The organism is Kribbella sp. NPDC051952 (assembly GCF_040680855.1).
Lineage (GTDB): Bacteria > Actinomycetota > Actinomycetes > Propionibacteriales > Kribbellaceae > Kribbella.
In genome coordinates this window covers 24,165-48,751 of record NZ_JBFAXQ010000017.1, presented here as the reverse complement: position 1 = coordinate 48,751, position 24,587 = coordinate 24,165, and the positions used below count along the sequence as shown (strand labels likewise).

General features: G+C 67.7%; 26 protein-coding genes. 17 read left to right on the top strand and 9 right to left on the bottom strand.

The window, feature by feature from the left end:
* Positions 1–903 carry an AraC family transcriptional regulator gene (locus tag AB0L70_RS27995; RefSeq protein ID WP_363689243.1) on the top strand — a complete coding sequence of 301 codons (903 nt, stop codon included), beginning with the start codon at positions 1–3 and terminating at the stop codon, positions 901–903.
* Here the strand turns inward: AB0L70_RS27995 and AB0L70_RS27990 are convergent.
* The gene (locus tag AB0L70_RS27990) at positions 900–1,958 is read right to left on the bottom strand and encodes a LuxR C-terminal-related transcriptional regulator (protein ID WP_363689241.1); all 1,059 of its coding nucleotides are present in this window, start codon (positions 1,956–1,958) and stop codon (positions 900–902) included. The two genes, AB0L70_RS27995 and AB0L70_RS27990, sit on opposite strands and share 4 nt — an antisense overlap.
* A gap of 122 nt (positions 1,959–2,080) precedes the next feature.
* Between AB0L70_RS27990 and AB0L70_RS27985 the strand changes: the two genes are divergently transcribed.
* The 4 genes from AB0L70_RS27985 to AB0L70_RS27970 all read left to right on the top strand — a co-directional run bounded on the left by AB0L70_RS27985 (position 2,081) and on the right by AB0L70_RS27970 (position 5,787).
* Complete coding sequence (locus tag AB0L70_RS27985; RefSeq protein WP_363689239.1) at positions 2,081–2,509, top strand: cupin domain-containing protein; 429 nt, start codon at positions 2,081–2,083, stop codon at positions 2,507–2,509.
* Positions 2,506–2,880, top strand: coding sequence for a DUF1304 family protein (locus tag AB0L70_RS27980; protein WP_363689237.1), 375 nt, complete (start codon positions 2,506–2,508; stop codon positions 2,878–2,880). The genes AB0L70_RS27985 and AB0L70_RS27980 overlap by 4 nt, the downstream gene beginning before the upstream one ends.
* A 134-nt stretch (positions 2,881–3,014) precedes the next feature.
* Positions 3,015–4,550, top strand: coding sequence for an alkaline phosphatase D family protein (locus AB0L70_RS27975; protein WP_363689235.1), 1,536 nt, complete (start codon positions 3,015–3,017; stop codon positions 4,548–4,550).
* 1 nt (position 4,551) lies between these two features.
* Positions 4,552–5,787 carry a hypothetical protein gene (locus AB0L70_RS27970; RefSeq protein WP_363689233.1) on the top strand — a complete coding sequence of 412 codons (1,236 nt, stop codon included), beginning with the start codon at positions 4,552–4,554 and terminating at the stop codon, positions 5,785–5,787.
* Between the two features lies 1 nt (position 5,788).
* On the opposite strand, the gene AB0L70_RS27965 is transcribed toward AB0L70_RS27970, so the two are convergent.
* Positions 5,789–6,406, bottom strand: coding sequence for a zf-HC2 domain-containing protein (locus AB0L70_RS27965; protein WP_363689231.1), 618 nt, complete (start codon positions 6,404–6,406; stop codon positions 5,789–5,791).
* On the bottom strand, positions 6,403–6,912 hold the full coding sequence (locus AB0L70_RS27960) for a sigma-70 family RNA polymerase sigma factor (protein ID WP_363689229.1): 510 nt from the start codon (positions 6,910–6,912) through the stop codon (positions 6,403–6,405). Before AB0L70_RS27960 ends, AB0L70_RS27965 begins: the two co-directional genes overlap by 4 nt.
* A gap of 84 nt (positions 6,913–6,996) precedes the next feature.
* On the opposite strand from AB0L70_RS27960, the gene AB0L70_RS27955 reads away from it, so the two are divergent.
* Complete coding sequence (locus AB0L70_RS27955) at positions 6,997–7,494, top strand: hypothetical protein (RefSeq protein WP_363689227.1); 498 nt, start codon at positions 6,997–6,999, stop codon at positions 7,492–7,494.
* A gap of 41 nt (positions 7,495–7,535) precedes the next feature.
* Here AB0L70_RS27955 and AB0L70_RS27950 read toward each other — a convergent pair whose 3' ends face one another.
* The 3 genes from AB0L70_RS27950 to AB0L70_RS27940 form a co-directional block, all read right to left on the bottom strand.
* Positions 7,536–8,840 (bottom strand): phosphodiester glycosidase family protein, encoded by a 1,305-nt coding sequence (locus tag AB0L70_RS27950; RefSeq protein ID WP_363689225.1) that lies wholly within the window; start codon positions 8,838–8,840, stop codon positions 7,536–7,538.
* A 76-nt stretch (positions 8,841–8,916) separates the two neighbouring features.
* Positions 8,917–9,369 carry a nitroreductase/quinone reductase family protein gene (locus AB0L70_RS27945; protein ID WP_363689223.1) on the bottom strand — a complete coding sequence of 151 codons (453 nt, stop codon included), beginning with the start codon at positions 9,367–9,369 and terminating at the stop codon, positions 8,917–8,919.
* Positions 9,366–9,794, bottom strand: a complete 429-nt coding sequence (locus AB0L70_RS27940; protein ID WP_363689221.1) for a PPOX class F420-dependent oxidoreductase — start codon at positions 9,792–9,794, stop codon at positions 9,366–9,368. The genes AB0L70_RS27945 and AB0L70_RS27940 overlap by 4 nt, the downstream gene beginning before the upstream one ends.
* A gap of 75 nt (positions 9,795–9,869) precedes the next feature.
* On the opposite strand from AB0L70_RS27940, the gene AB0L70_RS27935 reads away from it, so the two are divergent.
* Together AB0L70_RS27935 and AB0L70_RS27930 are read left to right on the top strand one after the other, a co-directional pair.
* Entirely contained in the window at positions 9,870–10,343 is a 474-nt protein-coding gene (locus AB0L70_RS27935; protein ID WP_363689219.1) for a MarR family transcriptional regulator, read from the top strand.
* 85 nt (positions 10,344–10,428) lie between these two features.
* Positions 10,429–11,352, top strand: a complete 924-nt coding sequence (locus AB0L70_RS27930; protein ID WP_363689217.1) for an AEC family transporter — start codon at positions 10,429–10,431, stop codon at positions 11,350–11,352.
* On the opposite strand, the gene AB0L70_RS27925 is transcribed toward AB0L70_RS27930, so the two are convergent.
* Complete coding sequence (locus AB0L70_RS27925) at positions 11,353–12,441, bottom strand: hypothetical protein (RefSeq protein ID WP_363689215.1); 1,089 nt, start codon at positions 12,439–12,441, stop codon at positions 11,353–11,355.
* A gap of 195 nt (positions 12,442–12,636) precedes the next feature.
* A complete protein-coding gene (valS, locus tag AB0L70_RS27920) occupies positions 12,637–15,177 on the bottom strand; it encodes a valine--tRNA ligase (RefSeq protein WP_363689213.1) in 2,541 nt (846 codons plus the stop codon).
* 74 nt (positions 15,178–15,251) lie between these two features.
* Between valS and AB0L70_RS27915 the strand changes: the two genes are divergently transcribed.
* From AB0L70_RS27915 to AB0L70_RS27875, 9 genes are all read left to right on the top strand, one after another.
* Positions 15,252–16,613 (top strand): folylpolyglutamate synthase/dihydrofolate synthase family protein, encoded by a 1,362-nt coding sequence (locus AB0L70_RS27915; RefSeq protein WP_363689211.1) that lies wholly within the window; start codon positions 15,252–15,254, stop codon positions 16,611–16,613.
* Positions 16,610–16,936 carry a DUF4233 domain-containing protein gene (locus AB0L70_RS27910; RefSeq protein ID WP_363689209.1) on the top strand — a complete coding sequence of 109 codons (327 nt, stop codon included), beginning with the start codon at positions 16,610–16,612 and terminating at the stop codon, positions 16,934–16,936. The genes AB0L70_RS27915 and AB0L70_RS27910 overlap by 4 nt, the downstream gene beginning before the upstream one ends.
* Before the next feature lie 38 nt (positions 16,937–16,974).
* Positions 16,975–17,385, top strand: coding sequence for a nucleoside-diphosphate kinase (gene ndk, locus AB0L70_RS27905; protein ID WP_363689207.1), 411 nt, complete (start codon positions 16,975–16,977; stop codon positions 17,383–17,385).
* A 151-nt stretch (positions 17,386–17,536) separates the two neighbouring features.
* On the top strand, positions 17,537–18,553 hold the full coding sequence (locus AB0L70_RS27900) for a rod shape-determining protein (RefSeq protein WP_363689509.1): 1,017 nt from the start codon (positions 17,537–17,539) through the stop codon (positions 18,551–18,553).
* Positions 18,554–18,563: 10 nt separating this feature from the next.
* On the top strand, positions 18,564–19,511 hold the full coding sequence (gene mreC / locus AB0L70_RS27895; protein ID WP_363689205.1) for a rod shape-determining protein MreC: 948 nt from the start codon (positions 18,564–18,566) through the stop codon (positions 19,509–19,511).
* 1 nt (position 19,512) lies between these two features.
* A complete protein-coding gene (mreD, locus tag AB0L70_RS27890; RefSeq protein ID WP_363689203.1) occupies positions 19,513–20,046 on the top strand; it encodes a rod shape-determining protein MreD in 534 nt (177 codons plus the stop codon).
* Entirely contained in the window at positions 20,043–22,097 is a 2,055-nt protein-coding gene (gene mrdA, locus AB0L70_RS27885) for a penicillin-binding protein 2 (protein WP_363689201.1), read from the top strand. The genes mreD and mrdA overlap by 4 nt, the downstream gene beginning before the upstream one ends.
* Before the next feature lie 10 nt (positions 22,098–22,107).
* Positions 22,108–23,274, top strand: coding sequence for a rod shape-determining protein RodA (rodA, locus tag AB0L70_RS27880; RefSeq protein WP_363689199.1), 1,167 nt, complete (start codon positions 22,108–22,110; stop codon positions 23,272–23,274).
* Between the two features lie 93 nt (positions 23,275–23,367).
* Positions 23,368–24,096 carry a hypothetical protein gene (locus AB0L70_RS27875; RefSeq protein WP_363689197.1) on the top strand — a complete coding sequence of 243 codons (729 nt, stop codon included), beginning with the start codon at positions 23,368–23,370 and terminating at the stop codon, positions 24,094–24,096.
* Between the two features lie 14 nt (positions 24,097–24,110).
* Here the strand turns inward: AB0L70_RS27875 and AB0L70_RS27870 are convergent, their stop codons facing one another.
* A complete protein-coding gene (locus AB0L70_RS27870) occupies positions 24,111–24,569 on the bottom strand; it encodes an Lrp/AsnC family transcriptional regulator (protein ID WP_363689195.1) in 459 nt (152 codons plus the stop codon).
* Positions 24,570–24,587 lie beyond the last annotated feature (18 nt).

The following is a 24,587-nucleotide window of genomic DNA, read 5'->3' as shown; positions in this document are numbered from 1 at the left end:
ATGGATGTTCTCGCCGACGTCGTCTCCGTGCTCCGGACCGGTCCGGCCGCCTCGGCCCGCACCGACGTCCGCGGACCGTGGGGCCTGCGGTTCAGCCACTCCTTCGGTGCGTCTTTCCACCTGGTCCTGCAAGGGACCGCGTGGCTGCTGCCATCGGGCGGAGCCGCGCCGGTCGCGATGGGCCCGGGTGACGTCGTACTCCTGCCGCGCGGGCTCGAGCACGCGATCGCCGATCATCCCGACTCCCCGCTGGTCGACTTCGATCCGGAGAACGTGGTGCCTGCGCAGGGTGAGGGCGCCCGGGCGCTGTTGCTGTGCGGGACCTACCGGCTCGATCGGGAGCGGCCGCATCCGATGCTGAGCAAGCTGCCCGATGTCGTGCACGTCCCCGCGGATCCGGGCCGGCATCGCACCCTGCACACCACGATCGGCATCCTCGGCGAGGAGCTCGACGGCAATCGGCCGGGTGCCGCGGCCGTCGTACCGGCGCTGGTCGATGCGCTTCTGGTGCTGATCCTGCGGGCTTGGTTCGAGGATCACGGCTGCCCGACCGAGAGCGGTTGGTCGCGGGCGTTGACCGATCCGGCGGTGGCGCGGTCGCTGGAGTTGATTCACGACCGGCCCGGCGCGGCTTGGACCGTCGCGGACCTCGCGGGCGACGTCGGGTTGTCCCGGGCCGCGTTCGCTCGGCGCTTCACCGAGGCCGTTGGCGAGCCGCCGTTGACGTACCTGTCGCGCTGGCGGATGACGACGGCCGCGCGGATGCTGCGCGACCACGATCAGCCGCTCGCGACGGTGGCGAAGGAGATCGGCTACACGTCCGAGTTCGCCTTCGCGAAGGCGTTCAAACGCGACTTCGGCATCCCACCCGGCACCTACCGCAAACAGCTCACCCCGGCCTAAGGCAAAGAGCTCCCCGGCCTGACCGTCAGGTCCTCCGGCCGAAGCGTCGCCACCAACTCGCCCCGACTCCGTACGCCGACCTTCGCGAACGCAGCCTTCAGATGATCCTGGATCGTATGCGGCGAGATCGACAACCGATCCGCGATCTCTGCGGTCGTGTGCCCGGAGATGACCTCCAAACAGATCTCCCGCTCCCGCGTCGTCAGCCCGTACGCCGCCAGCAACATCCCGACCAGGTGATGACCAGACGCCGGCTCGATCGTGACGACAACCTCCTCGTCGGAGTCTCCGATCAACCGGCTGCCCTGTAAGACGACCCAGCCACCCGAAGCCGTCTGCACCCGCGCCTGAAATGTGCCGGCCGCCCGAGTCCCGGTCACCACAGCACGCAGGAGTACGGCGAACCGCCCGGGAGCGATCTCGTTCAACTCGTCCTGCCATGTCCGCGCGGCCGCGGTGATCGCGCGCGGCTCACCGCCAGGACCCGTGACCACGATCGCGGGACCCACGCCCGCGCCGTACCCATGAGCGTCGGTCCGCACGGCGACCCGCGTCGCCGCACCGATGACTGCGGCGACCGAGCCGAGGAACTCCACCTCGCGATCGCTGTAATCCGATCCGCTGCGGACGAACCCGGCCGCGCCCCAGCAATCCCCATCGACCGTGAACGTCGCCCGTACTTCGTGCTCGAGCCCGAGCGGCCGCCACACCTCGTTCAGCCGGCGGTGTCCGACGACGTCGCGATACGGCAGATCGGACAGCCGGGCCACTGCATCTGACCGGCGGGCCAGCTCGGCGAACGAGTTCGGCACCGTTCCGGCGTACTCCGTCTCGGCCAGCCGGGGCTCGTACTCGGCAGGAATCCGGTCGCGGCCGCTCGTCATCGAGCTGATCACCAGCGTGCCCGGATCGATCCCGGCCCAGCAGGTCAGCTCACTGCCGACGACCTGCTCGACCACCTCGATCGCGGCGGCATGCAAGTCCACGACGCCCAGTCCGGACGTTGCCAATGCCGCGATATCCCGGCGCGCAGTCCGCGCGCGGCCCTCCCACATGGGCTCAGTATGCGCCGCCGTACCGAGGCCGCCTATCCCCGAAATGTGGGGAATCCACCGCCCGGACGAGGCCCAGCCGGACGGGATATCACGCCGACGAAACCGCTCCTACCGTCCGTTCCATGAATGAATCAGTGCACCTCAGTACGGCGGGAACCGGCGCGGAGTACGCCGCCCCGGACGCCATCGTGACGGTCAAAGTCGGCGCCGAACACAGCGGCGCGCAGTACGAACTCTTCGAGATCGACGCCCCGCGCGGACCGGCCTCACCTCCGCACAGCGAGTCCTGGAGCAAGGCCTTCTATGTGCTGCAGGGCCGGATCCTGGTCCAGGCCGGGGACCAGGGCTACGACCTCGGGCCGGGCTCGTCGATCAGCATTCCAGCCGGCACCGTGAACACCTTCTCGGTACTCACGCCATCCGCGAAGTTCCTCACCATCAGCCAGACCGGCCGCATGGGCGCGTTCTTCGCGGATCTGGCCACAGCGGACCCCGCGGCCATCAACGAAATCACCAGCCGGCACGGCGTGACCCTTGCGGAGCTGTCATGAGTACGGCGGCGCAGGTCCTGGCGATCGTGATCGCGGTGATCCTCGGGTCGGTGTTCGTGATGGAGTCGTTCCTCTACCGGCACCCGAAGCTCTATCCGCTGTTCCTGACCAAGCCCGGGGATCTCGACGCGGTCCGGATGTGGTCGATCAACATGGGCTTCTACAACCTGACCACCGCGCTCGCGCTGGTGATCGGCGTCGTCCTCGCGCGCTCCGGCCACGTCCCGCAGGGCGAGGCGCTGGTCGCGTTCACCGCCGCGCAGCACGTGTTCATGGCCGTCGTCCTGGTCGCGTCGGAACGCAGGTTGTGGCTCAACGCGCTCATGGAAGGCATTCCTGCTGCGGTTTTGCTCATCCTGGTGCTCAGCTGACCCGTAGGAAAGTTACGAGATTTGCGCCACTATGGGCACGAACCACCGCGCACACTCAAGGTTCCCGGAAAGTCACCGACAGTTCCACCAGACCGGGGGCCTACCGCCCTGAGTACCCGTGAAGGTGAGGCCTCATGAGCCCAATCAGTCGCAGAACCCTTGTTTTCGGCGGACTGGCCGCGGCCGGTGTCGGCGCACTCCCGACTCGATCGGCAGTGATCGCAGCGACCGCGGCAGTCCCGTACCCGTTCCAGCTCGGTGTCGCATCCGGTGAACCGGATGCCTCCAGCGTCGTGCTCTGGACCCGCCTGGCCCCATCGCCGGTCAACGCCGACGGCCAGGGCGGGATGGCGAACGCCGACGTCGCCGTCGATTGGCAGGTGTCGACCACCGACACCTTCAGCACCCTCGTTGCCTCCGGCTCGGTCACCGCGACGTACGCCGCCGCCCACTCGGTGCACGTGATCGCGAACGGCCTGAGCCCCGACTCCGACTACTTCTACCGTTTCCGCGCCCAAGGTCATCTGTCACCGGTCGGCCGGACCCGGACGACACCCGCGATCGGCGCGGCCGGCCGTGACCTGGTGATGGCCTTCACCTCCTGCTCGCACTACGAGGAGGGCTACTTCACCGTCTACCGCCGGATGGCCGAGGAGGACCCGGGCGTGATCCTTCACCTCGGCGACTACATCTACGAGTACGGCGCCACGACCGGACGCCCGCGGTTGCACCTGGGGAGCGAGATCGTCGCGCTGGCGGACTACCGCCGTCGGTACGCGCAGTACAAGACCGACCCGGATCTCCAGGCTGCCCACGCCGCCGCTCCGTGGATCGTCGTACCGGATGACCACGAGGTGGAGAACAACTTCGCTGGCACTGTCCGCGAGAACAACACGCCGGCGTTGACTGCGGCGCAGTGGACCGCGCGGCGGAGTGCGGCGTACCGGGCGTACTACGAGAACATGCCGCTGCGGCCCGCGCAGGTGAACAACGGCAACTCGATCCAGCTCTACCGGCGGTTGCGGTGGGGGAGTCTGGCGACGTTCCACATGCTCGACACCAGGCAGTACCGCAACGACCAGGCTTGTGGGGATGGCTGGAAGCTCTGCTCCGACGCGGATCTGGCGACGCGCAGCCTGCCCGGCAACCCGCAGGAGAGCTGGCTGCTGGACGGTCTCGGGCAGCACCTCGGGACCTGGGACATCATCGGTCAGCAGGTGTTCTTCGCCCGGCGGTTCAACTCGACCGGCGCGAGCATGGACTCGTGGGACGGTTACCGCGCATCCCGCGCCCGGATCCAGCAGGGCTGGGTCGATCGGGCCGTCCGCAATCCCGTCGTACTCACCGGGGACGTACACCGGGCCTGGGCGAACGACCTGAAAGCCGACTACAACAACGCGAACTCGGCGACCATCGGAACGGAGCTCGTCACGAGCTCGGTCACGTCCAGCGGCGACGGCGACGGCGCCACCGCTGTCCCTGATGTCGGGACCAACCCGTGGCTGAAGTTCTACAACAACCGCCGTGGGTACATCCGGGCCACCGTCAGCCCGACGCAGATGCGCGCCGACTTCCGCAATGTGGCCAAGGTGTCTGAGCACGGTGCCGCGGCGGCCACGGCGAAGTCGTTCGTCATCCAAGAAGGCCACCCCGGCCTGCAGGCGGTGTGACGTGAAGAAGACACTGGCAATCACCGCGCTGGCGGCGACCGCACTCACGTTCACAGCCCCCACTGCGGACGCACACATCGCCGCACCGACTTGGGCGACCGCGAACAGCGTGTCCACTGGCGACCAGGACGCACCGTCGATCGCGACCAACCGCAACGGCTACGTGGCTGTGGTGTGGGAGGACGACCGCGACACCGACAACGCGACCGACAACGTGCACAGCGACATCTGGTTGCGGCTGTTCCACAACGGCACAGCGGTCTACGAGAAGAAGCTGTCCGCCGGTGGCAGCAGTGGAGTGACGAACTGGCGGCACCTGCATCCGGACGTCGGTCTCGATGACAAGGGCAACGCGGTTGTGGTGTGGCAGGACGACCCGGACGGCAACGGCTTCTACAACATCCCGTACCGCGTCGTGAGCACCGCCGGCACGGTCACCGCGACCGGCAACGCCAACACGAGCTCTGCCGGTCAGCAGATCAACCCGCGGGTCGCTGTCGACCCAGACGGTGCGCCGAGCAGTGCAGCGGTCGCGTTCACGGTGGCGTGGGAGGACATCCAGACCGGTACGCCGGCAACGGTCAAGGCGGCCGGATACACCGGACCGACTACGCGGGCCTGGGAAGTCACCGCATCTGTGGCGACAGGCCAGCAGCACAACCCGGACGTCGCAGTGTCAGCCTCCGGCGACGCGGACGTCGTCTGGGAAGCCGATGGCGACGTCGGACTGATCCGGCTGGCCCGGACCAACGGTGCGGCCACGCTGTCCCGCCGAGTGGCGAACTCCAACACCACCGGGCAGCAGACGCACCCGTCCGTGGCGGCGAACTTCAACGGTGACTTCGCGGTCGCGTGGGAGTCCGACCACACCGGTACGGCGGGTTCCTGGACGCGCACCTTCACCTCGACCGGCACAGCCCGGTACGCCGACGTCTTGGTCGCCAACGGGGCCAAGGCACCGTCGATCGGGATCGACGACCAAGCGCAGTCGGTCGTCGGCTGGACCGTTCAGGCCACCGACCTCGACGTCTGGGTCCGCGGCTTCGGCACGAACGGCACGGACACCGGGCGGTTGTCGTCCCAGCAGCTGAGCTCGGTCCCGGCCGGGCGCCAGGAGCAGATGACGGTCGCGGTCTCGCCGTACGCCGAGGTTGCCGTCGCCTACACCGACGACAACGACGGCAATACCTACGACCAGGTCTACCTGGGGACCGCAATCTCCAACAACAGCTGGTGAATCATCGTGTCGCTGGGGACATCGTGCTGAGGACGGTGTTCCCAGCGGTGACGACCTCCAGGTGATCGATGTCCTGCAACGGGATCGACGTACTGGCCGGGACCTCGGCGCGGTAGTTGCTCGGCGCGGCCCACCAGCCGGCCGTCTCGGTGGTCCCGTCGCGCCCGTGCACGATCAGCTCGCAGTGCTCACCGGCTTTGAGGTCAGTCATCTTGAGCTGGATGTCGGTACCCCAGCCGTGGCTGGTGAGCTTGGCCGTGGTGTCGATCCCGCCCGCGCCATTCGTCGACGACCAGGTGACCGCTGTCGCGGTGTCGATTGTCTGCAAACCGACAACCCCGCCGGCGACGACGAGAGCAGCCGCCGCAGCCACGGTGGCCAACAGCCGCTTCCGTCGTACAGGTCTCTTGGGCAGTTGGAGGGGCACTGGCTCCGGTGCGTCCGACTCGATGTCCTCGAGTGGGACGGAGTGCAGGAGCGCGGGGAGGTGGGCGAACTGGAGCAGGGTTTCGCGGCAGGCGGCGCAGGTCGCCAGGTGCTGTTCGGTCGTACGCCGTTCCGCGGGCTCGAGCGCACCGAGGACGTAGGCGCCGATCGTGGTGATCTCCGGGCAGGTCATGAGCCGGTCACCCCTCGTTCCTCCAACGCGGCGCGCAGTGCGTGGAGCGCGTAGTAGCTCCTCGATTTCACTGTCCCGGCTGGGATCCCCAACACGGTGGCCGCCTCGTTGACGGTGCGCCGCTTGTAGAAGAGCTCGATGATCACCTGCAGGTGGTCGCGACTGAGACCGTGCAGAACCTCGGTCACCTGCCAGGCCTGCAGGACCCGGTCGATGTCATCACCGAGAGCGGCGAACTCGCGGCCCTCGATCGGTACTTCGGCCACCCGCGCGCCGCGCTTGCGGCGACCGGAGATGACCAGGTTGCGCGCGACCGTGAACAACCAGCCGCCGGCCCGGTCGGGGTCCAGCTCGGCTGAGTGTGCCCACGCCCGCGCCATCGTCTCCTGCACGATGTCCTCCGCGTATTGGCGATCTCCGCCCACCGAACGCAGGACGTAGCCGAACAAGGGCCGCCGGTACCTGTCGTACAGCGCGCGGATCACTGTGTCGTCATCCACATCCATCAACTACGTATGGAAGCGATCAAAGGTTCAACTGAACCATCGGGCACGGTTTCGCGTACTTGCCGGGGAAAGGAGTGACTCTGAATGAAACCCACGAAATGGTTGCTTGGAGCAATAGTTGGAATGGCGGCGTTGAGCGCCTGCGGTGCCAGTGGCAACGCACAGCAGTCGACCGGCAACGCGCCGGCCGCCGCGGTGTCGGTCAAGGATGTGAACGGTGCTGGTCCGACGCTGGTCGACGCCAGCGGCAAGACGCTGTACTTCACCGACCAGGAAGCGAGCGGCGCGTTGAAGTGCACCGCGAACTGCTTGACCTTCTGGATTCCGGCGACCGGAACGGCGGACGCAGCGAAGGCGGTCCCGGGTGTTGCTGTCGTGCAGCGGTCCGACACGGGAGCGGATCAGCTGACCTACCAAGGCAAGCCGCTGTACACCTTCAAGCTCGACACCGGTGCCGGGCAGGACAAGGGGAACAACGCGCAGGACTCGTTCGGCGGTACGGCGTTCACCTGGCACGCCGCGACGACGACGGCGGCAGCCCCGACGCAGGCGCCGTCCTCGTCCGGCGGTTACGGCTACTAGAAGGTGTGCGGTGGTGGAGAGTTCCCCACCACCGCACCGGACTACTGACCGGGGACGAAGACGACGGCGTCGCCGACCGCTCGTTCGGCGCCGTTGGTGCCGCTCGGGTGGTTGACGAGAGTGCCGTCCTGGAGAGCCATCGCGGTCGAGCCGCCGCCGTCCAGGTTGATCGAGTCGCGCATCCCGAGCGCCTTCGCGACCGCGGCCGTCTCGTCCAGTGTCGTCCCGACGCTCGTCGTCTGGCGGCCGTCGAGCGCAGCCAGGATGATCTTGCCGTCACGCGTCGTACCGGCGATCGTCCGCGGGTTGCGGTCGAAGAAGCTGCCGGTCCCGGCCGGTACGACGATCTCGCCCTTCTTGGTCAGCTGGTAGCGACCGGTCACGCCGTACAGGCCGTCGTGCAGCGGAACCTTGCGGCCGTTCTCGTCGGACAACGCGAGGTTGGTGCGGACGCCGCAACCCTTGGCGGCGACCTTCAGCAGCGCGGAGGTGTCCTGGCCGGTCGCCTGCAATGACGTCTGGCCGGCGGCGAGCGCCGTACCGCGCAGGTTCGACGTCCGGACCACGCAGCCCTTGTGGTCGAGCACGACCTCGATACCGGCGCCGGCCGGGGTGGTGGCGGCGAACTCGGGCGTGAACAGTACGACGTCACCCGGGACGGTGCATGCGGTCTGGTCGGGGAGGGCGGCGCACGCGGTCGGGATCACCGGCGGGTGGTTGATGAACTCGAGCGGGAGCACCGTGCCGCGGCGGTTGCTGACCGTGCCGGTCCAGCTCAGGTGGCCGGTCGTCAGTTTGTTGCTCTTGGCATCGATCAGCAGGTTGGCCTCGGTCGGGTCGGCGAGCGGCTCGCTGAGCAGCTTGCCGTTGGAGATGCCCAGGCCGACCGGGTCACCCGGGTACTGCGGGTTCGCGGTGAACGTGAAGAAGGACGCGTTCACGCCGGCCAGCGCACCGGCCGACTTCACCAGGTCCGACGTCTTCTCGACCTGCGCCAGGTCGGCGCCGTACGTCGCCTGCAGGTGGCCCTTCGCCTTCTTCGGGTCGATGGTGAGCACGCTGACGACCCACGGGCCACGCGGCGTGGTGTTGATCTGGTCGGCCGGCGCCGGCTCGGTGCCGCGGACGATCCGGGTCAGCGTGACCCCGCGGGCCAGCGTCTCGTAGCTCCGGGTCTCGACGAGGTCCGCGTCACCGAGCGGAAGTCCGTACCCGGCCTGAACCACGGTGGCGGCTGCGGTCGGGTCGCCGATGGGCGCCGCGTCGGCCGCCGGTACGAAGGCGGCCGACAGCAACGCCACTGTTGCGCCCAGCGCGGCGCTGAAAACTCGAGCGGAAGTAGTCATGGCCACCATCGTCGACGAAGGCGGTGGAATTTTTCAGTCCTGGGCCCTGACTCGTCAGCCTCTGACAGGTTACGGTTCAGTGCCGCGGAACCAGCCGGATCACCGGCAGCTCACGATCCGTCTTCACCTGGTACTCGGCGAAGCGCGGCGAGGCGGCCGTGATCCGCTCCCAGGCCGCGGCACGCTCGGCTCCGTGCAACTGCTCCGCGCGGACCTCCACGGTCCGGCCGTCGACCTCGATCCGGACCTGGTCCGGGTGAGCGGCGAGGTTGTAGTACCAAGCCGGGTTACCCGGTGCGCCCGCTGCGGAGGCGACGATCAACCAGTTCCCGTCATCGGGGAACCAGCCGACCGGCGTCGTACGCTCGGCTCCGCTCTTGCGGCCGACGGTCGTCAGGATCAAGGCATTGAAGCCCATGAAGGTGCTGGTCCGGCGGATGCGCCGGCTCATCAGGCGGTTCATCCACTTCATCACCCGGCCGCGCGGTTGACGGGCGCCGCGCGTACCGGCGCGGGTGTCGAAGCTCATCGCTTGCTCACCGCCTCGGACGTGTGCACGGTGCGGGTGGTGACGACCTTGTCGTCGTGGGTGAACGGCCGGGCCTCCAGGTTGAAGCTCCAGGAGATGGCCGGGGTGATCCGTAGGTAGGGCCCCGGTCCGAACTGGCCGTCGCGCTCGATCAGCTCGGCCTCTCCGTAGATGCGCAAGTAGCGGGGGATCCAGGGCTGGGTGGACGCCAGATCGTCGATGACAAACGCGACCTTCGTGTTACCGGCCCTGACGTTGCGATGCTTGCGGGTCTTGGCCGGGTCGATGCCGCCGACGTACACATACGTCCCGTCGTACTCGAAACCGACCGGTGCGACGTCCGGCTGACCGTCGGTCCCGACGGTCGCGAGGCGGCCCACAGGTTGTGACCGCAGATAGTCGAGCTCCAGTTCGGTGAATGACATCAGTCCTCCGGGTTCGATGGTTAATGCCACGTACTGTATGCGACATTAACCATACGCGCCATGTACCGTATTCCTGTGAGCAAGAGGGGCTTTGTGCTGCATGGGCCCGAGGTGGAGCCGGATCAGCTGGATGCCGCCTCGGGGTTGCTGCAGCTGACGAGTGTGGTGCAGAGCATGTACGCCGTGCTGTCCGAGCGGCACGACCTGACGCCGGTGCAGGCCAAGCTGCTCTGCGTCCTGCTCGACGGCCCGAGGGGCATGGCCGAGCTCGCACAGAGCTTCGGTGTGGAGAAGGCTGCGCTCACCGGATTGATGGATCGGGCCGAGAAGCGCGGGCTGGCCGAGCGTTCACCGGTCCCGGGCGATCGGCGCGCGCTGCAGGTGACGCTGACCCCGGCCGGACGTCGCGCTGCGATCGCCTTCCACACCGATGTCGGCAAGGCGCTGGACAAGCTCTTCGCGGATCTCGATCCCGTGGATCACGAGCATTTCCGCGCCACGATGGCCGGCATCATCAGCAGTTGCCGCAGTGGGAACGGTCCCTGCTGAGAGTCCAGCGGATGGGATTGCGGCGGCCTTCGGGGTGACGTTTCCTATACGATCGCGGCCGTGACCAAGCCGCTGAGTGCCTGACGTGTCCGCGATCGTCGGTGCCTTCGCCGCGCTGGTCGCGGTGGCGCTGATCGGGTACGTCGTCGGGCTGCTCGGCGTACTGCGGTCCGAGGACGAGCAGGTGTTGTCCCGGCTGGCGTTCTTCGTGGCGATGCCGGCGTTGCTCTTCACGACGGTCGCCCGGGCGGACGTGCATTCGATCTTCTCGGTGGTCCTCGTCACGAACGTGGCCAGTCTGTTCGTGGTCCAGGTGATCTTCCTGGTGATGGCCGCGGTGTGGCGACGGACTCGTTCGGAGGCGACGATCGGCGTACTCGCGTCGTCGTACGTGAACGCGGGGAACCTCGGCGTACCGGTGGCGGCGTACGTGCTGGGGGACGGGGCGCTGGTTGCGCCGATCCTGTTGTTCCAGCTGTTGGTGATGGCGCCGATCGCGTTCGCGGTGCTCGATGGTGATCAGCAGGGGTCGGGTCGGCGGGTGTCGCTGCGGACGGTGTTGGCTCGGCCGTTCCGCAATCCGCTGACGGTGGCGTCACTGCTTGGTCTGCTGGTCTCATTGACCGGCGTGCCGCTGCCGACGCTCGTGATGCGGCCGATCGAACTCGTCGCGGCGGCTGCGGTCCCGGTCGCGCTGATCGCCTATGGGCTCAGCATGAGTGCGGGCACGAAGGACTCGATCACACTGCAGCGGGACGTCGTACTGGCCGTGCTTCTGAAGACCGTGGTGCAGCCGATCGCGGCGTACGCCGTCGGCCGGTGGCTACTCGATCTCCACGGGACGGCTTTGCTGGCGCCGATGTTGTTGGCCGCGCTGCCCACTGCGCAGAACGTCTATGTGTACGCCGTTCATTACCGGAGCAGCCGCACTCTGGCACGGAGTGTGGTGCTGCTCAGCACGCTGCTGTCGATCCCGCTGATGATCGCGATCGCGGGCGTGCTGAGTTAGCTACTTCATCGCGTCGAAGGCTTCCTCGGCTACCGGGGCTACCTGGTCGACGGTGACGCCCTCGTTTGCAGACTGGAGGATGACCGTCAGCGTGCTGGATGTGAGATAACACTGGGTCGGGAGGTTCGTGGTCTCGACGCAGGTGGACTTGCCGACCTTCTTGATCTGGTCCCCGGTTGCACCGGAGTCTGCGACGGTCTTGTCGAGGTCGACCTTCCCACGCAGTGCGATCAGGACGAAAAAGCGATCGCCGTCCAAACTCCCGTAGGCCTCGACCGTCACATCCTTGCCGTCGTTGATCCTGCTCAACGCTTCCTGGGTCTGGTCGAGCTGCGCCTGAGTCCGGATCTCTTGATCGGTGACCTTGTCGAGGCCGGCGAGCTTCGCGGGCGGTGTGATCGCCCTCTGGGCGTTCAGCCGATTGAGCGGACCCAAGCCCCAGACGTAACCCAGCAGTGCCAGCACGATCAGCACCGCCACAACCCCGCCTACGGTGACCCAAGGCCCTCGAACCCGAATCCGCCGCCACCACTTCGTCTTAACCTCAGGAGCTCCGCCGCCCGCCGATTTCCCCGCATCCCCCTCCGCCGGCCCTGCAACCTTCGTGCCCCCCGCTGCCCCGCCCGCACCCGCCGCCGTCGCAGCACCAGCCGACTTCCCCGCGTCCGCCGTCGTCGCACCACCCGCGGTCGTCGCAGCGCTCGCCGACTCTCCCGCACCCGCGGTCGTCGCAGCGTCCGCTGTCTTCGTAGCGTCCACCGACTCTCCCGCGTCGGCCGTCTTCGTGGCGCCCGCGGTCTTCGTGGCGGCCGCTGTGCCTTCGTGGTTGCCTGAGCGCCTCCACCACCGCTTCTTTCCCTCGGCCGCCGGGGCCTCCTCCGGCTGCTCCGCGAAGAAGCCCGTCTCCGGCTTGTCCGCAGCGGCAGCCGCAGGCTCCTCGACCGTCTTGTCGCCCGCGCCTGCTGCGACCACCGGTGGGATCTCGGTCGTGGTTTCCGTCGCCGACTCAGGTGCGTCAGCGGACTTGGAAGCGGGCGTGGGGACAGGAGCCTCGGGAGTTGGGCCGGCCGGGGTGGTGGGGTCACTCATGGGGTTGGCTCCTCGGGCTACGGTCGCTCGGTTCGGACCCGATGGTTCCACATCGAGACAAATCGGCTCCGTAGCGTAGTCGGTTCAGGAGGTGGCTTCGACTCCAGCATCTCGCTTCGGGTGGAAAAACGGTTGCCCGCCTCCCCAACGAGAGACGGGCAATCCGGGACGACCAGACGTCAGGACGTCCAAACGTCAGAGCGTCGCGACGACCTTCACGGCCTCGGACTCGTCCGCGTGCCAAACGATCTCGCCGGTGATCCGGCCCGCCGCGCGCAGATCGGGCTCGGCCCGCTCCGCCAGCGCCAACCGGGCCGCGGGACCGGTGACCTCGACCTTGCTGACCTCGGTCTTCATCGAGACCTGCGCCTCCGACTTGGCGCCGCGGATCCCCGCGAGCACCTCGGAGACCGCATCCAGGACCTCAGCCTCCTGATCCGCAACGGCAAGATCCGCCTCCGGCGTCGGCCACGAAGCCAGGTGGATCGAACCCTCCTGCCACCACGACCACACCTCTTCGGTCGCAAACGGCAGGTACGGCGCCAGCAACCGCAACTGGACCGACAACGCAACGGCCAGCGCCGCCTTCGCCGAATCAGCAGCCGCCTCGCCCTGGCCGCCGTACGCGCGCTCCTTCACCAGCTCGACGTAGTCGTCGCAGAAGGTCCAGAAGAATCGCTCGCTGACCTCGAGCGCACCGGTGTAGTCGTACCGCTCGAAGGCGGCCGTCGCGTCGGTGACCACCGACCGCAGCTGCTGCAGCATCGCCAGGTCGACCGGCTCGGTCACCGCGGAGGCGTCCACCGTCGTCGCCCCGAACCCGAGGACGAACTTCGACGCGTTCAGGACCTTGATCGCCAGCCGGCGACCGACCTTCATCTGCGACTCGTCGAACGGAGAGTCCATCCCCGGCCGGGCCATCGCGGCCCGCCAGCGGACCGCGTCCGAACCGAACTTGTCCAGGATCTCCGACGGGACGACCGCGTTGCCCTTGGACTTGGACATCTTCTTGCGGTCCGGGTCGACGACGAAGCCCGAGATCATCGACCGCGCCCAGGGAAGCGTGCCGTTCTCGAAGTGGGCCCGGACGACGCGGGAGAACAGCCAGGTCCGGATGATCTCGTGGGCGTGCGTGTTCAGGTCCATCGGGAAGGTGCGGGCGAACAGGTCGTTGTCCCGCTCCCAGCCGCAGACGATGTGCGGGCTGAGCGACGAGGTCGCCCAGGTGTCCATCACATCGGGGTCGGCCTCGAACCCACCGGGCTTGCCGCGCTGGGACTCGTCGAAGCTGCGCGGGGCCTGCGAGGTCGGGTCGATCGGGAGCTCGGCCTCGCTCGGCATCAGCGGGTGGGCGTAGTCCGGCTCGCCGTTGTCGTCGAGCGGATACCAGACCGGGAACGGGACGCCGAAGAAGCGCTGGCGGGAGACCAGCCAGTCACCGTTCAGGCCCTCGACCCAGTTCAGGTAGCGGTGCCGCATGTGCTCCGGGACCCAGGCCAGCTCGTTGCCGCGGTCGAGGAACTCCTGCTTGAGGTGCGCGTCCCGGCCGCCGTTGGTGATGTACCACTGGCGGGTCGAGACGATCTCGAGCGGCTTGTCACCGTTCTCGTAGAAGTTCGTCATCCGCTTGGTCGGCTTCGGCTCGCCGTCCAGGTCGCCGCTCTCGCGCAGCTTCGCGACGATCAGCTCGCGCGCGCTGAACACGGTCTTGCCGGCCAGCTCGGCGTACAACTCAGAGCCCGAGAGCCATTCCGGGGTGTCGCGCAGGAGTCGGCCGTCGCGGCCGATGACCGTGCGGACGGGGAGCTGCAGCTCGCGCCACCACTGGACGTCGGTGAGGTCACCGAACGTGCAGCACATCGCGATGCCGGCGCCCTTGTCCATCTCGGCCGCCTCGTGCGCGAGGACCGGGACCTCGACGTCGAAGAGCGGCGTGCGAACGGTGGTCCCGAAGAGGTGCTTGTAGCGCTCGTCGGACGGGTGCGCGATCAGCGCGACACAGGCCGGGATCAGCTCGGGCCGGGTGGTCTCGATGTAGATCGGGCCGTCGGCGCCGTGGAACGCGATCCGGTGGTAGGCACCGGCGTACTCCCGGGCCTCGAGCTCGGCCTGCGCGACCGCGGTCTGGAACGTGACGTCCCACATCGTCGGCGCCTCGGCCAGATACGCCTCGCCGCGGGCGAAGTTGCGCAGGAACGCGCGCTGCGACGTACGGCGGGAGTCCTCGGAGATCGTGGTGTAGAGGTACGACCAGTCGACGCTCAGGCCGACCTGCCGCCACATCGACTCGAACGCCTGCTCGTCGACGTGGGTGAGCTCACCGCACAGATCGACGAAGTTCTGCCGGGAGATCGGGAGCTGGCGCTTCGGGTCCGGCTTCTCCGGGGGAGTGAAGTCAGGGTCGTAGGGCAGCGACGGGTCGCACTTGACGCCGTAGTAGTTCTGGACCCGGCGCTCGGTGGGCAGGCCGTTGTCGTCCCAGCCGATCGGGTAGAAGACCTTCTTGCCGCGCATCCGCTGGAAACGGGCGACCAGATCGGTGTGGGTGTAGCTGAAGATGTGGCCGACGTGCAGCGAACCGGAGACCGTCGGGGGAGGCGTGTCGATGGAATACACATCGGCGCGCTCCGCGGTGCGGTCGAAGGCGTAGGTCTGCTGCTCCTTCCATACGGCAGCCCACTTCTCCTCGAGGCCGTCGAGGCTGGGCTTGTCTGGAACGCGGGACGTCTGGCTCATGCGCACAATCGTAGTGGTTGTCAAGGGGTGCTCCGACCGCTTTATCCACAGCCCCTTCTAGACTGGGCCTTCTGATGAGTGACCTCTCCTACGCCGAGGTATCGGCACGGCTCCAGCAAAGATGGCCGGAGCACAAGATCGAGCCCACGCTGGACCGGGTCCGGCGGCTCGTCGAGCTGCTCGGCGACCCGCAGAAGGCCTACCCCGTGGTGCACCTGACGGGGACCAACGGCAAGACGTCGACCGCACGGATGATCGACAGCTTGCTCCGCGAGGCCGGGCTGCGCACCGGCCGGTTCACCAGCCCGCACCTGGAGTCGGTCCGGGAGCGGATCACGCTCGACGGCGAACCGATCAGCGAGCAGCGCTTCGTCGACGCGTACGTCGAGATCGAGCCCTACCTGGACGTGGTCGACTCCGAGCAGGAGCACCCGCTGTCGTTCTTCGAGGCAATGACCGGGATGGCGTTCGCGGTCTTCGCCGACGCCCCCGTCGACGTGGCCGTGATCGAGGTCGGCCTCGGCGGCACCTGGGACTCCACCAACGTCGCCGACGGCACGGTCTCGGTGATCACGCCGGTCGCGGTCGACCACGCGCACATCCTCGGCGCCGATCCGGTCACCATCGCCCGCGACAAGGCCGGCATCATCAAGCCCGGCGGTACGACGGTGATGTCGCAGCAGAGCCTGGACGTCTTCGAGGTTCTGCTGGCCAAGGCCGCCGAGGTCGGTGCGCAGGTCGCCCGGGAGGGGATCGAGTTCGGGGTCACGACTCGTTCGCTCGCGGTCGGCGGTCAGCTGATCTCGGTCCAGGGCCTCGGCGGCGAGTACGAGGACATCTTCGTGCCGTTGTTCGGCGAGTACCAGGCGCACAACGCGGCCACCGCGATCGCGGCCGTCGAGGCGCTGCTGGGCGCGAGCGCGCAGGCCGAGGGCCGGGTCACCACCGAACTGCTGCAGGCAGGCTTCGCCGAGGTCACCAGCCCCGGCCGGATGGAGGTCGTCCGGACCAGCCCGACGATCATCGTCGACGCCGCCCACAACCCGCACGGTGCGGAAGCGACCGCCGCGACGGTGTCCGAGGCGTTCGAGTTCCAGCCGTTGATCGGCGTACTCGGATGTATGAAGGACAAGGACGTGTACGGCCTGCTCGAGGCGTACGAGCCGATCATGCAGACGGTCGTCTGCACCCGGAACAGTTTCGTCGAGCGTTCGATGCCGGCCGAGGAACTGGGTGAGCTCGCGATCGAGGTCTTCGGCGAGGACCGGGTGCTGGTCCGGCCGCACCTGATCGACGCGATCGACGACGCGATCCGGCTGGCCGAGGAGAACGCGATCGCGATGGGGACCGGCGGCGTACTGATCACCGGTTCGGTCATCACCGCGGGTGAGGCGCGCACGCTGCTCGTTCGCAAGCCGAAGCAGGCCGACGAATGAGGTCACTCGCGTCGATCGTGCTCGGGTTCGAGTCGCTGGTACTGGCGCTGGCGACTCCGGTGATGATCTCCGTTGCCGACGTACGGCCGTCGATCGCGCTCTCGGTGTGCCTCGGGCTGGCTGTGTTGTCGATCATCGCGGCCGGGCTGTTGCGCAACCAGGTCGGTTACGTCCTCGGGTCGGTGGTCCAGGTCGGCGCGGTCGGCCTCGGCTTCGTCGTACCCGTGATGTTCGTCCTCGGTCTCGCCTTCGCCGCCTTCTGGGTAGCCGCGATCGTCCTCGGCCGCCGCATCGAAGAAGCCAAGCGCGCCCACGCCGGTTAAGCTCACGGCCCCGGATCATTTCGAGAGAGAGTTGACAGATGTCGCAGCGCACCCTGGTCCTGCTGAAGCCCGACACGGTCCGCCGCGGCCTGGTCGGCGAGGTGCTGGGCCGGTTCGAGGCCAAGGGGCTCCGGATCGTCGCGCTGGACCAGCGCACGATCGACGCCGACCTGGCCGACCAGCACTACGCCGAGCACGTCGAGAAGGCGTTCTACCCGCCGCTGCGCGACTTCGTCATCAGCGGCCCGATGATCGCGATGGTCCTCGAGGGTGACGAGGCGATCGAGGTCGTCCGTGCCCTGAACGGCGCCACCGACGGTCGCAAGGCCGCGCCGGGCACCATCCGCGGCGACCTGTCCCTCTCGAACCGCGAGAACCTTGTCCACGGCTCGGACTCGCCGGAATCCGCCGACCGCGAAATCAAAATCTGGTTCCCCGATCTGCCCTGAAACAAGGGTGATGGAGGCCGATGCGAACTCGTCGTGAGGGAATGGATACGATCTGTCCCGGACAGACGGGTCGTGTCGGTCCATGGGTTGGGCGCGGGCGGCGCTTAGCCTGATCGGGGACCGAGTGGGAGGTGCCGCGGTGGCGAACAGCATGCTCGGCCGCGACATGGCGGTTGACCTGGGTACGGCGAACACTCTGGTGTACGTGCGGGGTCGCGGCGTCGTGCTGAACGAGCCGTCGGTGGTGGCGACCCGGACCGACGAGCCGCGCGAAGCGGTCGCGTTCGGGCACGAGGCGAAGAAGATGATCGGCCGGACGCCCGGCAACATCACCGCGATCCGGCCCCTGAAGGACGGCGTCATCGCCGACTTCGACGCCGCCGAGCAGATGCTGCGCTACTTCATCCAGCGGGTGCACCGGCGCCGGTACTTCGCCAAGCCGCGGATCGTGGTCTGCGTGCCGTCCGGGATCACCGCGGTCGAGCAGCGCGCGGTCCGCGACGCCGGGTACATGGCCGGCGCCCGCAAGGTCTACATCATCGAGGAGCCGATGGCCGCCGCGCTCGGCTCCAACCTCGAGGTCCGCGACGCGACCGGGAACATGGTCGTCGACATCGGCGGTGGTACGACGGAGGTCGCGGTCATCTCGTTCGGCGGTATCGTCACCAGCCAGTCGATCCGGGTGGCCGGCGACGCCATCGACAAGGCGGTCGTGAACTACTGCAAGAAGGAGTACTCGCTGATGCTCGGCGAGGCCACCTCCGAGCAGATCAAGATGACCATCGGGTCGGCGTTCCCGACCACCGACGGGCCGGACAGCGAGATCCGCGGCCGGGACATGGTCTCCGGTCTGCCGCGGACGGTGAAGGTGTCGTCGTCGAACATCCGGCAGGCGATCGAGGAGCCGATCACCGCGATCGTCGACGCGGTCAAGGCGACCCTGGACAAGACCCCGCCGGAGCTGGCCGGTGACATCGTCGACCGCGGCATCGTGCTGACCGGTGGCGGCGCGCTGCTGAAGGGCATGGACGAGCGGCTGCGCCACGAGACCGGCATCCCGATCCACGTCGCCGAGAATCCGCTGGACGCTGTTGTGCTCGGCGCCGGCAAGTGCGTCGACAACATCGAGACCCTGAACCGCATCCTGGTAACCGACACCCGGCGCTGAGGTTCCACCGATGCTCAAAGACCTCGGAACCCCGACCCGGAGCGCATTCCGTTCCGCCGGTACGCCGCTGCGTTCGGTCGGTACTCCGCGGACGCTGCGCCGCCGCCGAACCGTGCTGGTGCTGGTGATCCTCGCTTGTCTGACGCTGATCGTGCTCGATGCCCGGCGTTCGGCCGGCTCCCCGGTGGAGCCGTTGCGCGAGGGTGCGGCGAGTGTGTTCGGCCCGTTGGAGTCGACCGCGAGCTCGGCCCGGCAGCCTGTGGACAACCTCCGGGACCGCTTCGCGGAAATGGATAGGTTGAAGGCCGAGAACGAAAAACTGAAGAAGAGCAACGAGGACCTGACCCAGCAGCTGAACACGTCCGACTACGCCCGCAACCGGGCGCAGGAGCTGGACAAGCTGCTCAAGCTCGCACCGGCGTTCGCAATGACGCCGGCGCGGGTGATCGGGGTCGGCAGTGCGCAGAGCTTCAACCACACGGTCACGATCGACGCCGGTACGGCGGATGGCGTGCACGTCGACATGACCGTGCTGAACGGGACCGGTCTGGTCGGCCGGGTGGTGCGGACCACCCAGGGGACCGCGACCGTGCTGCTGATCGGCGATCGCCAGTCGACGGTTGGCGGCCGGCTGAACGCCTCGATGGCGCTCGGCTTCGTCTCCGGTCGTGGCGATGTGGCAGGCACCCTCGACTACAAACTGGTCGACCTGAAGGCACGACCCAAGGTGGGCGACCGGATCGTCACCTGGGGTTCCAGCGGCAACGCGCCGTACGTGCCGGGGGTCCCGATCGGCGTCGTCACCTCGGTGACGCCGAACGAGGGGGCTCTCGGGTCCACCGCAACGATCAAGCCGTACGTCGATCCGACCCGGATCGACACCGTCGGCGTGGTGACCGGACCACCGGCCCGGGCGCCACGCACTCAACTCAAACCAACAGCAGGGAAGGGGAACTGACGTGATAGCCGTACGCATCGGGTTGGCCGCCCTGTTCCTTCTGGTCGCGGTCACCGTGCAGACGTCCGTGCTGACGAACATCGCGGTCGCCGGGGTGACGTGTGACCTCGCGCTGATCGTGGTGATCGCGCTGGCGCTGTCCCGCGGGGCGGAGTGGGGTGCGATCGCCGGATTCGCGGGCGGTCTGCTGCTGGACGTCGTACCGCCGGCTGATCACACCGCTGGTCGGTGGGCGCTGTCGCTGGCGATCGCCGGGTATGTGGCCGGGCTGATCCGGCGGGAGACCTCCACCGGGCCGGTCGGTCCGCTTGGCGTCGCGTTGACCGTCGTGCTCGGGACCGCGATCTCGCTGTTTCTCTACAGCGCTACCGGATCGCTGCTGCACGATCCGTCGGTCGACTGGGGTGAGTTCGGCGTCCGCCTCGGCATCGCCGCTGGGTACGACGTGGTTGGCGCGATCGTCGTGATCCCGTTGGTCATGTGGATCATGGGCCGCGTCACCCCGGCTCGTGAACGGCGTCGGGTCGCGCCATGAGCTTCGACGGGTTTGAGGCACCTCTTAAAGCGCGCCTGCGGTTGTTTGTGATCGGGGTGCTGGTTTTCTCTTTGCTGTGCACGCTGTTCGGTCGGCTCTGGTACATGCAGGTCATGTCGAACGCCGACTACTCCCAGGCGGCGACGCAGAACCACACCCGCCAGGTGCTCATCCCCGCGCCGCGCGGGACGATCGTCGACTCGCAGGGCCGGACGCTCGTCGGCAACCGGGTCTCGTTGGTGATCACGGTCGACCGGTCGGTGCTGGCGAAACTCCCGGACAGTCAGCAGAACGTCGTACTCGCGCGGCTCGCGAAGGTGCTCGGGCAGAAGCCGAAGGACCTGAAGGCGCGGACGATGCTGTGCGGCGAGCCCGGTGCGTCGAAACCACCCGCCTGCTGGAACGGGACGCCGTACCAGCCGATCCCGGTGGCGAAGGACGTCAGCGAGCAGGTTGCCATCGAGGTGATGGAGCGCCGCGAGGACTTCCCCGGGATCGCGGCCGAGTCGCAGACGTTGCGCGCGTATCCGGCGCCGTACAAGGTGAACGCGGCCCACATCCTCGGCTACCTCTCGCCGATCACCACCGACGAGCTCGCGGACATGGACAAGGCCGGGCAGGACTCGGTGCCACACCGGTCGGACCTGGTCGGGCGGGCCGGCGTCGAGCGTACGTACGACCAGCTCCTGCGCGGGACGCCCGGCGTGAAGGACGTGATCGTCGACGCGGTCGGGTACACCACCGGCGTGCAGAAGCAGACCGCTCCGGTGCCTGGTGCCACGCTGGTGACCACGATCGACTCGCGGATCCAGGCTTCGGTCGAGGCACAGCTCAAGAGCGCGATCATGACCGCGCGCAAGCAGTACGACCCGATCACGAAGAAGAAGTACGTCGCCGACTCCGGTGCCGCGGTCGTGATGGACACGAAGACCGGCCGGATCGTCTCGATGGCCAGCTACCCGAGCTACGACCCGGGTGTGTGGGTCGGCGGCATCACCCAGCGCGAGCTGGACGCGCTGTACTCGTCGAAGTCCGGCACGCCGCTGGTGTCCCGCGCGCTGCAGGCTCAGCTCGCCCCGGGGTCGACGTTCAAGCCGATCACCACCTCGGCCGCGTTGGGCGCCGGGTACAGCCCGAAGACCCGGCTGGACTGCTCGTCGTACTTCGAGGTCGGAAACCGTCGCTTCAAGAACTACGAATCCGCGTCGTACGGGATGATCGGGTTCGACCGGGCGCTCGCGCTGTCCTGCGACACGTTCTTCTACCGGATCGCGTACGCGCTCTGGCTCAAGGAGGGCGGCAACTCCAGCGACGTGAGCGTGCGGGATCCGCTCGTCGAGATGGCGAAGAAGTTCGGCCTCGGCACGCCGACCGGGGTCGATCTGCCCGGCGAGGTCAGCGGCCGGATCGCCGACCGGAACTGGAAGAAGAAGTACTACGACTCGCAGAAGGACTACTACTGCAAGCTCTCGGAGAATCCGCCGGCCGGGACATCCGCGTTCCTGAAGCAGTTCTCCCGCGAATTCTGCGTCGACGGGTACAAGTACCGCGCCGGTGACGCGGTGAACTTCGCGATCGGCCAGGGCGACACCACGGTCACCCCGCTGCAACTCGCGACTGTCTACTCAGCCCTCTCGAACGGGGGCACGCTGTTCGAGCCGCGCGTGGTCCAGTCGTGGACCGGTGCGAATGGCAAAGCACACCAGATCAAGCCGACCGTGAAGGCCAAGCTGCCGGTCTCGAAGAACACGCTGCACTACATCGACAACGCTTTGAAAGAGACCACCAAGACCGGCACGGCGGCGTGGAAGTTCCAGGGCTTCCCGCTCGACAAGATCCCGGTCCGGGCCAAGACCGGTACGGCCGAGGTCTACGGCAAGCAGACGACCTCGTGGCTGGCGTCGTACACCGATCGGTACGCCGTGGTGATGATGATCAGCCAGGCCGGTACGGGTTCGGGCGCCGGCGGTGACGCGGTCCGCAAGATCTACGAGACGCTGTACAACATCACGCCCGCTCCGCCGCCCGGGCAAGAGAAGCCGAAGCAATGAGGGCGCGACCATGGCACTGCTGACTCCGATCCGGACCCGGCCGCGGATGGACCGCAGGTCGACCGTGTGGCAGGTCGACTGGGTCCTGGTGCTCGGCGTCGTCGCGCTGTCGTTCATCGGCGCGATGCTGATCTGGTCCGCGACCCATGGTCGGACCTCCCTGACCGACGGCAACCAGCGCTACTTCCTGATCCGGCACGCGCTGAACTTCGCCATCGGCCTGGTCCTCGCGATCGGCGCCGCGGTGATGGACCACCGCCGTGGCCGCATCCTCGCCCCGGTCCTGTACGCCGCCTCGATCGTCGGCCTGGTCCTGGTCCTGGTGCCCGGGGTCGGCGCGGTCATCAACGGCTCGCGATCGTGGATCCAGCTGCCCGGGATGTCGGTCCAGCCGAGCGAGTTCGCCAAGCTCGCGGTGATCGTCGGGATGGCGCTGCTGATCGCGGAGAAGGGCGAGACCGACCGGCACGACACCGCCCGGACCATCGACGTCGCGCAGGCCATCGCGGTGGCCGCGGTACCGGTGATCCTGGTGATGCTGCAGCCCGACCTGGGCACGGTGATGGTGCTCGGCTCGATCGTGTTCGGGATCATCGCGGTGTCCGGCGTACCGAAGCGATGGATGCTCGGGCTGCTCACGGCCGGCGTCGTGGTGGCCGCGATCGCGATCAAGCTGCAGGTGCTGAAGCAGTACCAGCTGTCGCGGTTCATCGCGTTCGCCGATCCGTCCCAGGATCCGCAGGGCATCGGGTACAACGTGAACCAGGCCCGGATTGCGATCGGGAACGGCGGGGTCTTCGGGCAGGGACTGTTCCACGGGAGCCAGACGCAGAACGCGTTCGTGCCCGAGCAACACACCGACTTCGTCTTCACGGTCGCGGGGGAGGAGCTCGGCCTGATCGGGGCCGGCGCGATCATCGTGCTGTTCGCGGTGATCCTGTTCCGCGGCCTGCGGATCGCGGTGAACGCGCGGGACGCGTTCGGACGGTTGGTGGCGACGGGGATCGTGTGCTGGTTCGCGTTCCAGGCGTTCGAGAACATCGGGATGACGCTCGGCATCATGCCGGTGACCGGTCTACCGCTGCCGTTCGTCTCGTACGGCGGCTCCTCGATGTTCGCCGGCCTGCTCGCGGTCGGCCTGCTGCAGAACATCCACCTTCGTTCGCACCGGTTCTGACCAGCCTCCCAGCAACCGCTGATCCGTCAGGTACGCTGCTGCCTGCTCGACCACCGGTGGGCCCGCCCGGCCCTCAAGGGTTCTGGAAGGTCCATGACCAGGTTCCTGTCGCTCCCGCTCGCCCTGACGGCCGCGCTCGCCCTCTCCCTCACCGGCTGTGGAGGGGACGACAAGAAGAGCGGATCGGCTCCCTCGAGTACTACGCCGACGCCAAGCGCGACGGCGTCCACACCGAGTGAGAGAACCGAGATCACCCGGACGGCGGACGAACTCACCAAGGCGCTGCTCGTCCTGCAGGACCTGCCGTCCGGCTTCACGCTGGAGGCCGACGAGCCGGACGACGGCGCGAAGGCGTTCTCCTCGTCGAGCAGCCGGTGCAAGACCCTGGTGAAGTACCTCAACGCCACCAAGGCGCCGGGGTCGAAGGCCAGCGTGAGCCGGTCGTTCTCCGGTAGCCAGGAAGGCCCGTACATCGACTTCGGCCTCGACTCGATGGGCACCGCGAAGGAGGTCGCCGATCTGCAGGAGACCTACGCGGACGCGGTCGACTCCTGCACGAAGGTCAGCCTGAAGACCGAGGGCGAGGCCAATACGTCGATGAAGGTCGAGAAGATCAGCGCGCCGAAGGTCGGAACGGGCGGCATCGCGTTCCGCCTGACCGGCACCAGCGGCCCCAAGCGAGGTCTCGAGTTCTCGGTCGCCACCAGCGGAGTCGGTGACGTCGTCGTCTCGGTCGGCATACTGGCCGGCCAGGGCAGCGAGCTCGACGCAGCCACCGAGGCAGCCGTCTCCAAGGCCCATCAGGTCCTCAAAGTCGCCTGAACGGCGTCACCCTCTCAGCGGTCCGGTAGCGGCATGATCGTCGTACGGCGGTGGTGTTCGAACACGACCGAGCTGCGGATGTCGGCGATCTCCTGGCGCTTGGCGAGCGCGAGGACGAGATCACGCAGAGCCTGGGTGTCTTTCACGGCGACGTGGGCGAGGAAGTCGGAGCCGCCGGAGACCATGAACATGTCCAACGTCTGCGGGAGTTTCATCACGTAGTCCTGGAAGGATGTCGCGACCGCCATCGCCTGGGGCCGGAGCTTGATCGAGATGATTGCCTGGGTGGAGCGGTCGATCGCTTGGAGGTCGACGGCGGCGTGGTAGCCGCTGATCACGCCCCGATCGCGCAGACCGCGGATCCGCTCCAGACACGTCGACGGGGCGATCCCGAGCTCGGCCGCCATGTCGCGGTTCGTCCGGCGGGCGTCGTTCTGCAGCATCCGCAGGAGCGCCGTATCAAGTTCGTCCATGGTAGGGATTTTCGCAGA

Bases quoted from the DNA above. Each gene is read 5' to 3' on its own strand.
- AB0L70_RS27995 (WP_363689243.1), top strand. From the start codon at position 1: ATGGATGTTCTCGCCGACGTCGTCTCCGTGCTCCGGACCGGTCCGGCC.
- AB0L70_RS27990 (WP_363689241.1), bottom strand. From the start codon at position 1,958: ATGTGGGAGGGCCGCGCGCGGACTGCGCGCCGGGATATCGCGGCATTG.
- AB0L70_RS27985 (WP_363689239.1), top strand. From the start codon at position 2,081: ATGAATGAATCAGTGCACCTCAGTACGGCGGGAACCGGCGCGGAGTAC.
- AB0L70_RS27980 (WP_363689237.1), top strand. From the start codon at position 2,506: ATGAGTACGGCGGCGCAGGTCCTGGCGATCGTGATCGCGGTGATCCTC.
- AB0L70_RS27975 (WP_363689235.1), top strand. From the start codon at position 3,015: ATGAGCCCAATCAGTCGCAGAACCCTTGTTTTCGGCGGACTGGCCGCG.
- AB0L70_RS27965 (WP_363689231.1), bottom strand. From the start codon at position 6,406: ATGACCTGCCCGGAGATCACCACGATCGGCGCCTACGTCCTCGGTGCG.
- AB0L70_RS27960 (WP_363689229.1), bottom strand. From the start codon at position 6,912: ATGGATGTGGATGACGACACAGTGATCCGCGCGCTGTACGACAGGTAC.
- AB0L70_RS27955 (WP_363689227.1), top strand. From the start codon at position 6,997: ATGAAACCCACGAAATGGTTGCTTGGAGCAATAGTTGGAATGGCGGCG.
- AB0L70_RS27950 (WP_363689225.1), bottom strand. From the start codon at position 8,840: ATGACTACTTCCGCTCGAGTTTTCAGCGCCGCGCTGGGCGCAACAGTG.
- AB0L70_RS27945 (WP_363689223.1), bottom strand. From the start codon at position 9,369: ATGAGCTTCGACACCCGCGCCGGTACGCGCGGCGCCCGTCAACCGCGC.
- AB0L70_RS27940 (WP_363689221.1), bottom strand. From the start codon at position 9,794: ATGTCATTCACCGAACTGGAGCTCGACTATCTGCGGTCACAACCTGTG.
- AB0L70_RS27925 (WP_363689215.1), bottom strand. From the start codon at position 12,441: ATGAGTGACCCCACCACCCCGGCCGGCCCAACTCCCGAGGCTCCTGTC.
- valS (WP_363689213.1), bottom strand. From the start codon at position 15,177: ATGAGCCAGACGTCCCGCGTTCCAGACAAGCCCAGCCTCGACGGCCTC.
- AB0L70_RS27915 (WP_363689211.1), top strand. From the start codon at position 15,252: ATGAGTGACCTCTCCTACGCCGAGGTATCGGCACGGCTCCAGCAAAGA.
- AB0L70_RS27910 (WP_363689209.1), top strand. From the start codon at position 16,610: ATGAGGTCACTCGCGTCGATCGTGCTCGGGTTCGAGTCGCTGGTACTG.
- ndk (WP_363689207.1), top strand. From the start codon at position 16,975: ATGTCGCAGCGCACCCTGGTCCTGCTGAAGCCCGACACGGTCCGCCGC.
- AB0L70_RS27900 (WP_363689509.1), top strand. From the start codon at position 17,537: ATGCTCGGCCGCGACATGGCGGTTGACCTGGGTACGGCGAACACTCTG.
- mreC (WP_363689205.1), top strand. From the start codon at position 18,564: ATGCTCAAAGACCTCGGAACCCCGACCCGGAGCGCATTCCGTTCCGCC.
- mrdA (WP_363689201.1), top strand. From the start codon at position 20,043: ATGAGCTTCGACGGGTTTGAGGCACCTCTTAAAGCGCGCCTGCGGTTG.
- rodA (WP_363689199.1), top strand. From the start codon at position 22,108: ATGGCACTGCTGACTCCGATCCGGACCCGGCCGCGGATGGACCGCAGG.
- AB0L70_RS27875 (WP_363689197.1), top strand. From the start codon at position 23,368: ATGACCAGGTTCCTGTCGCTCCCGCTCGCCCTGACGGCCGCGCTCGCC.
- AB0L70_RS27870 (WP_363689195.1), bottom strand. From the start codon at position 24,569: ATGGACGAACTTGATACGGCGCTCCTGCGGATGCTGCAGAACGACGCC.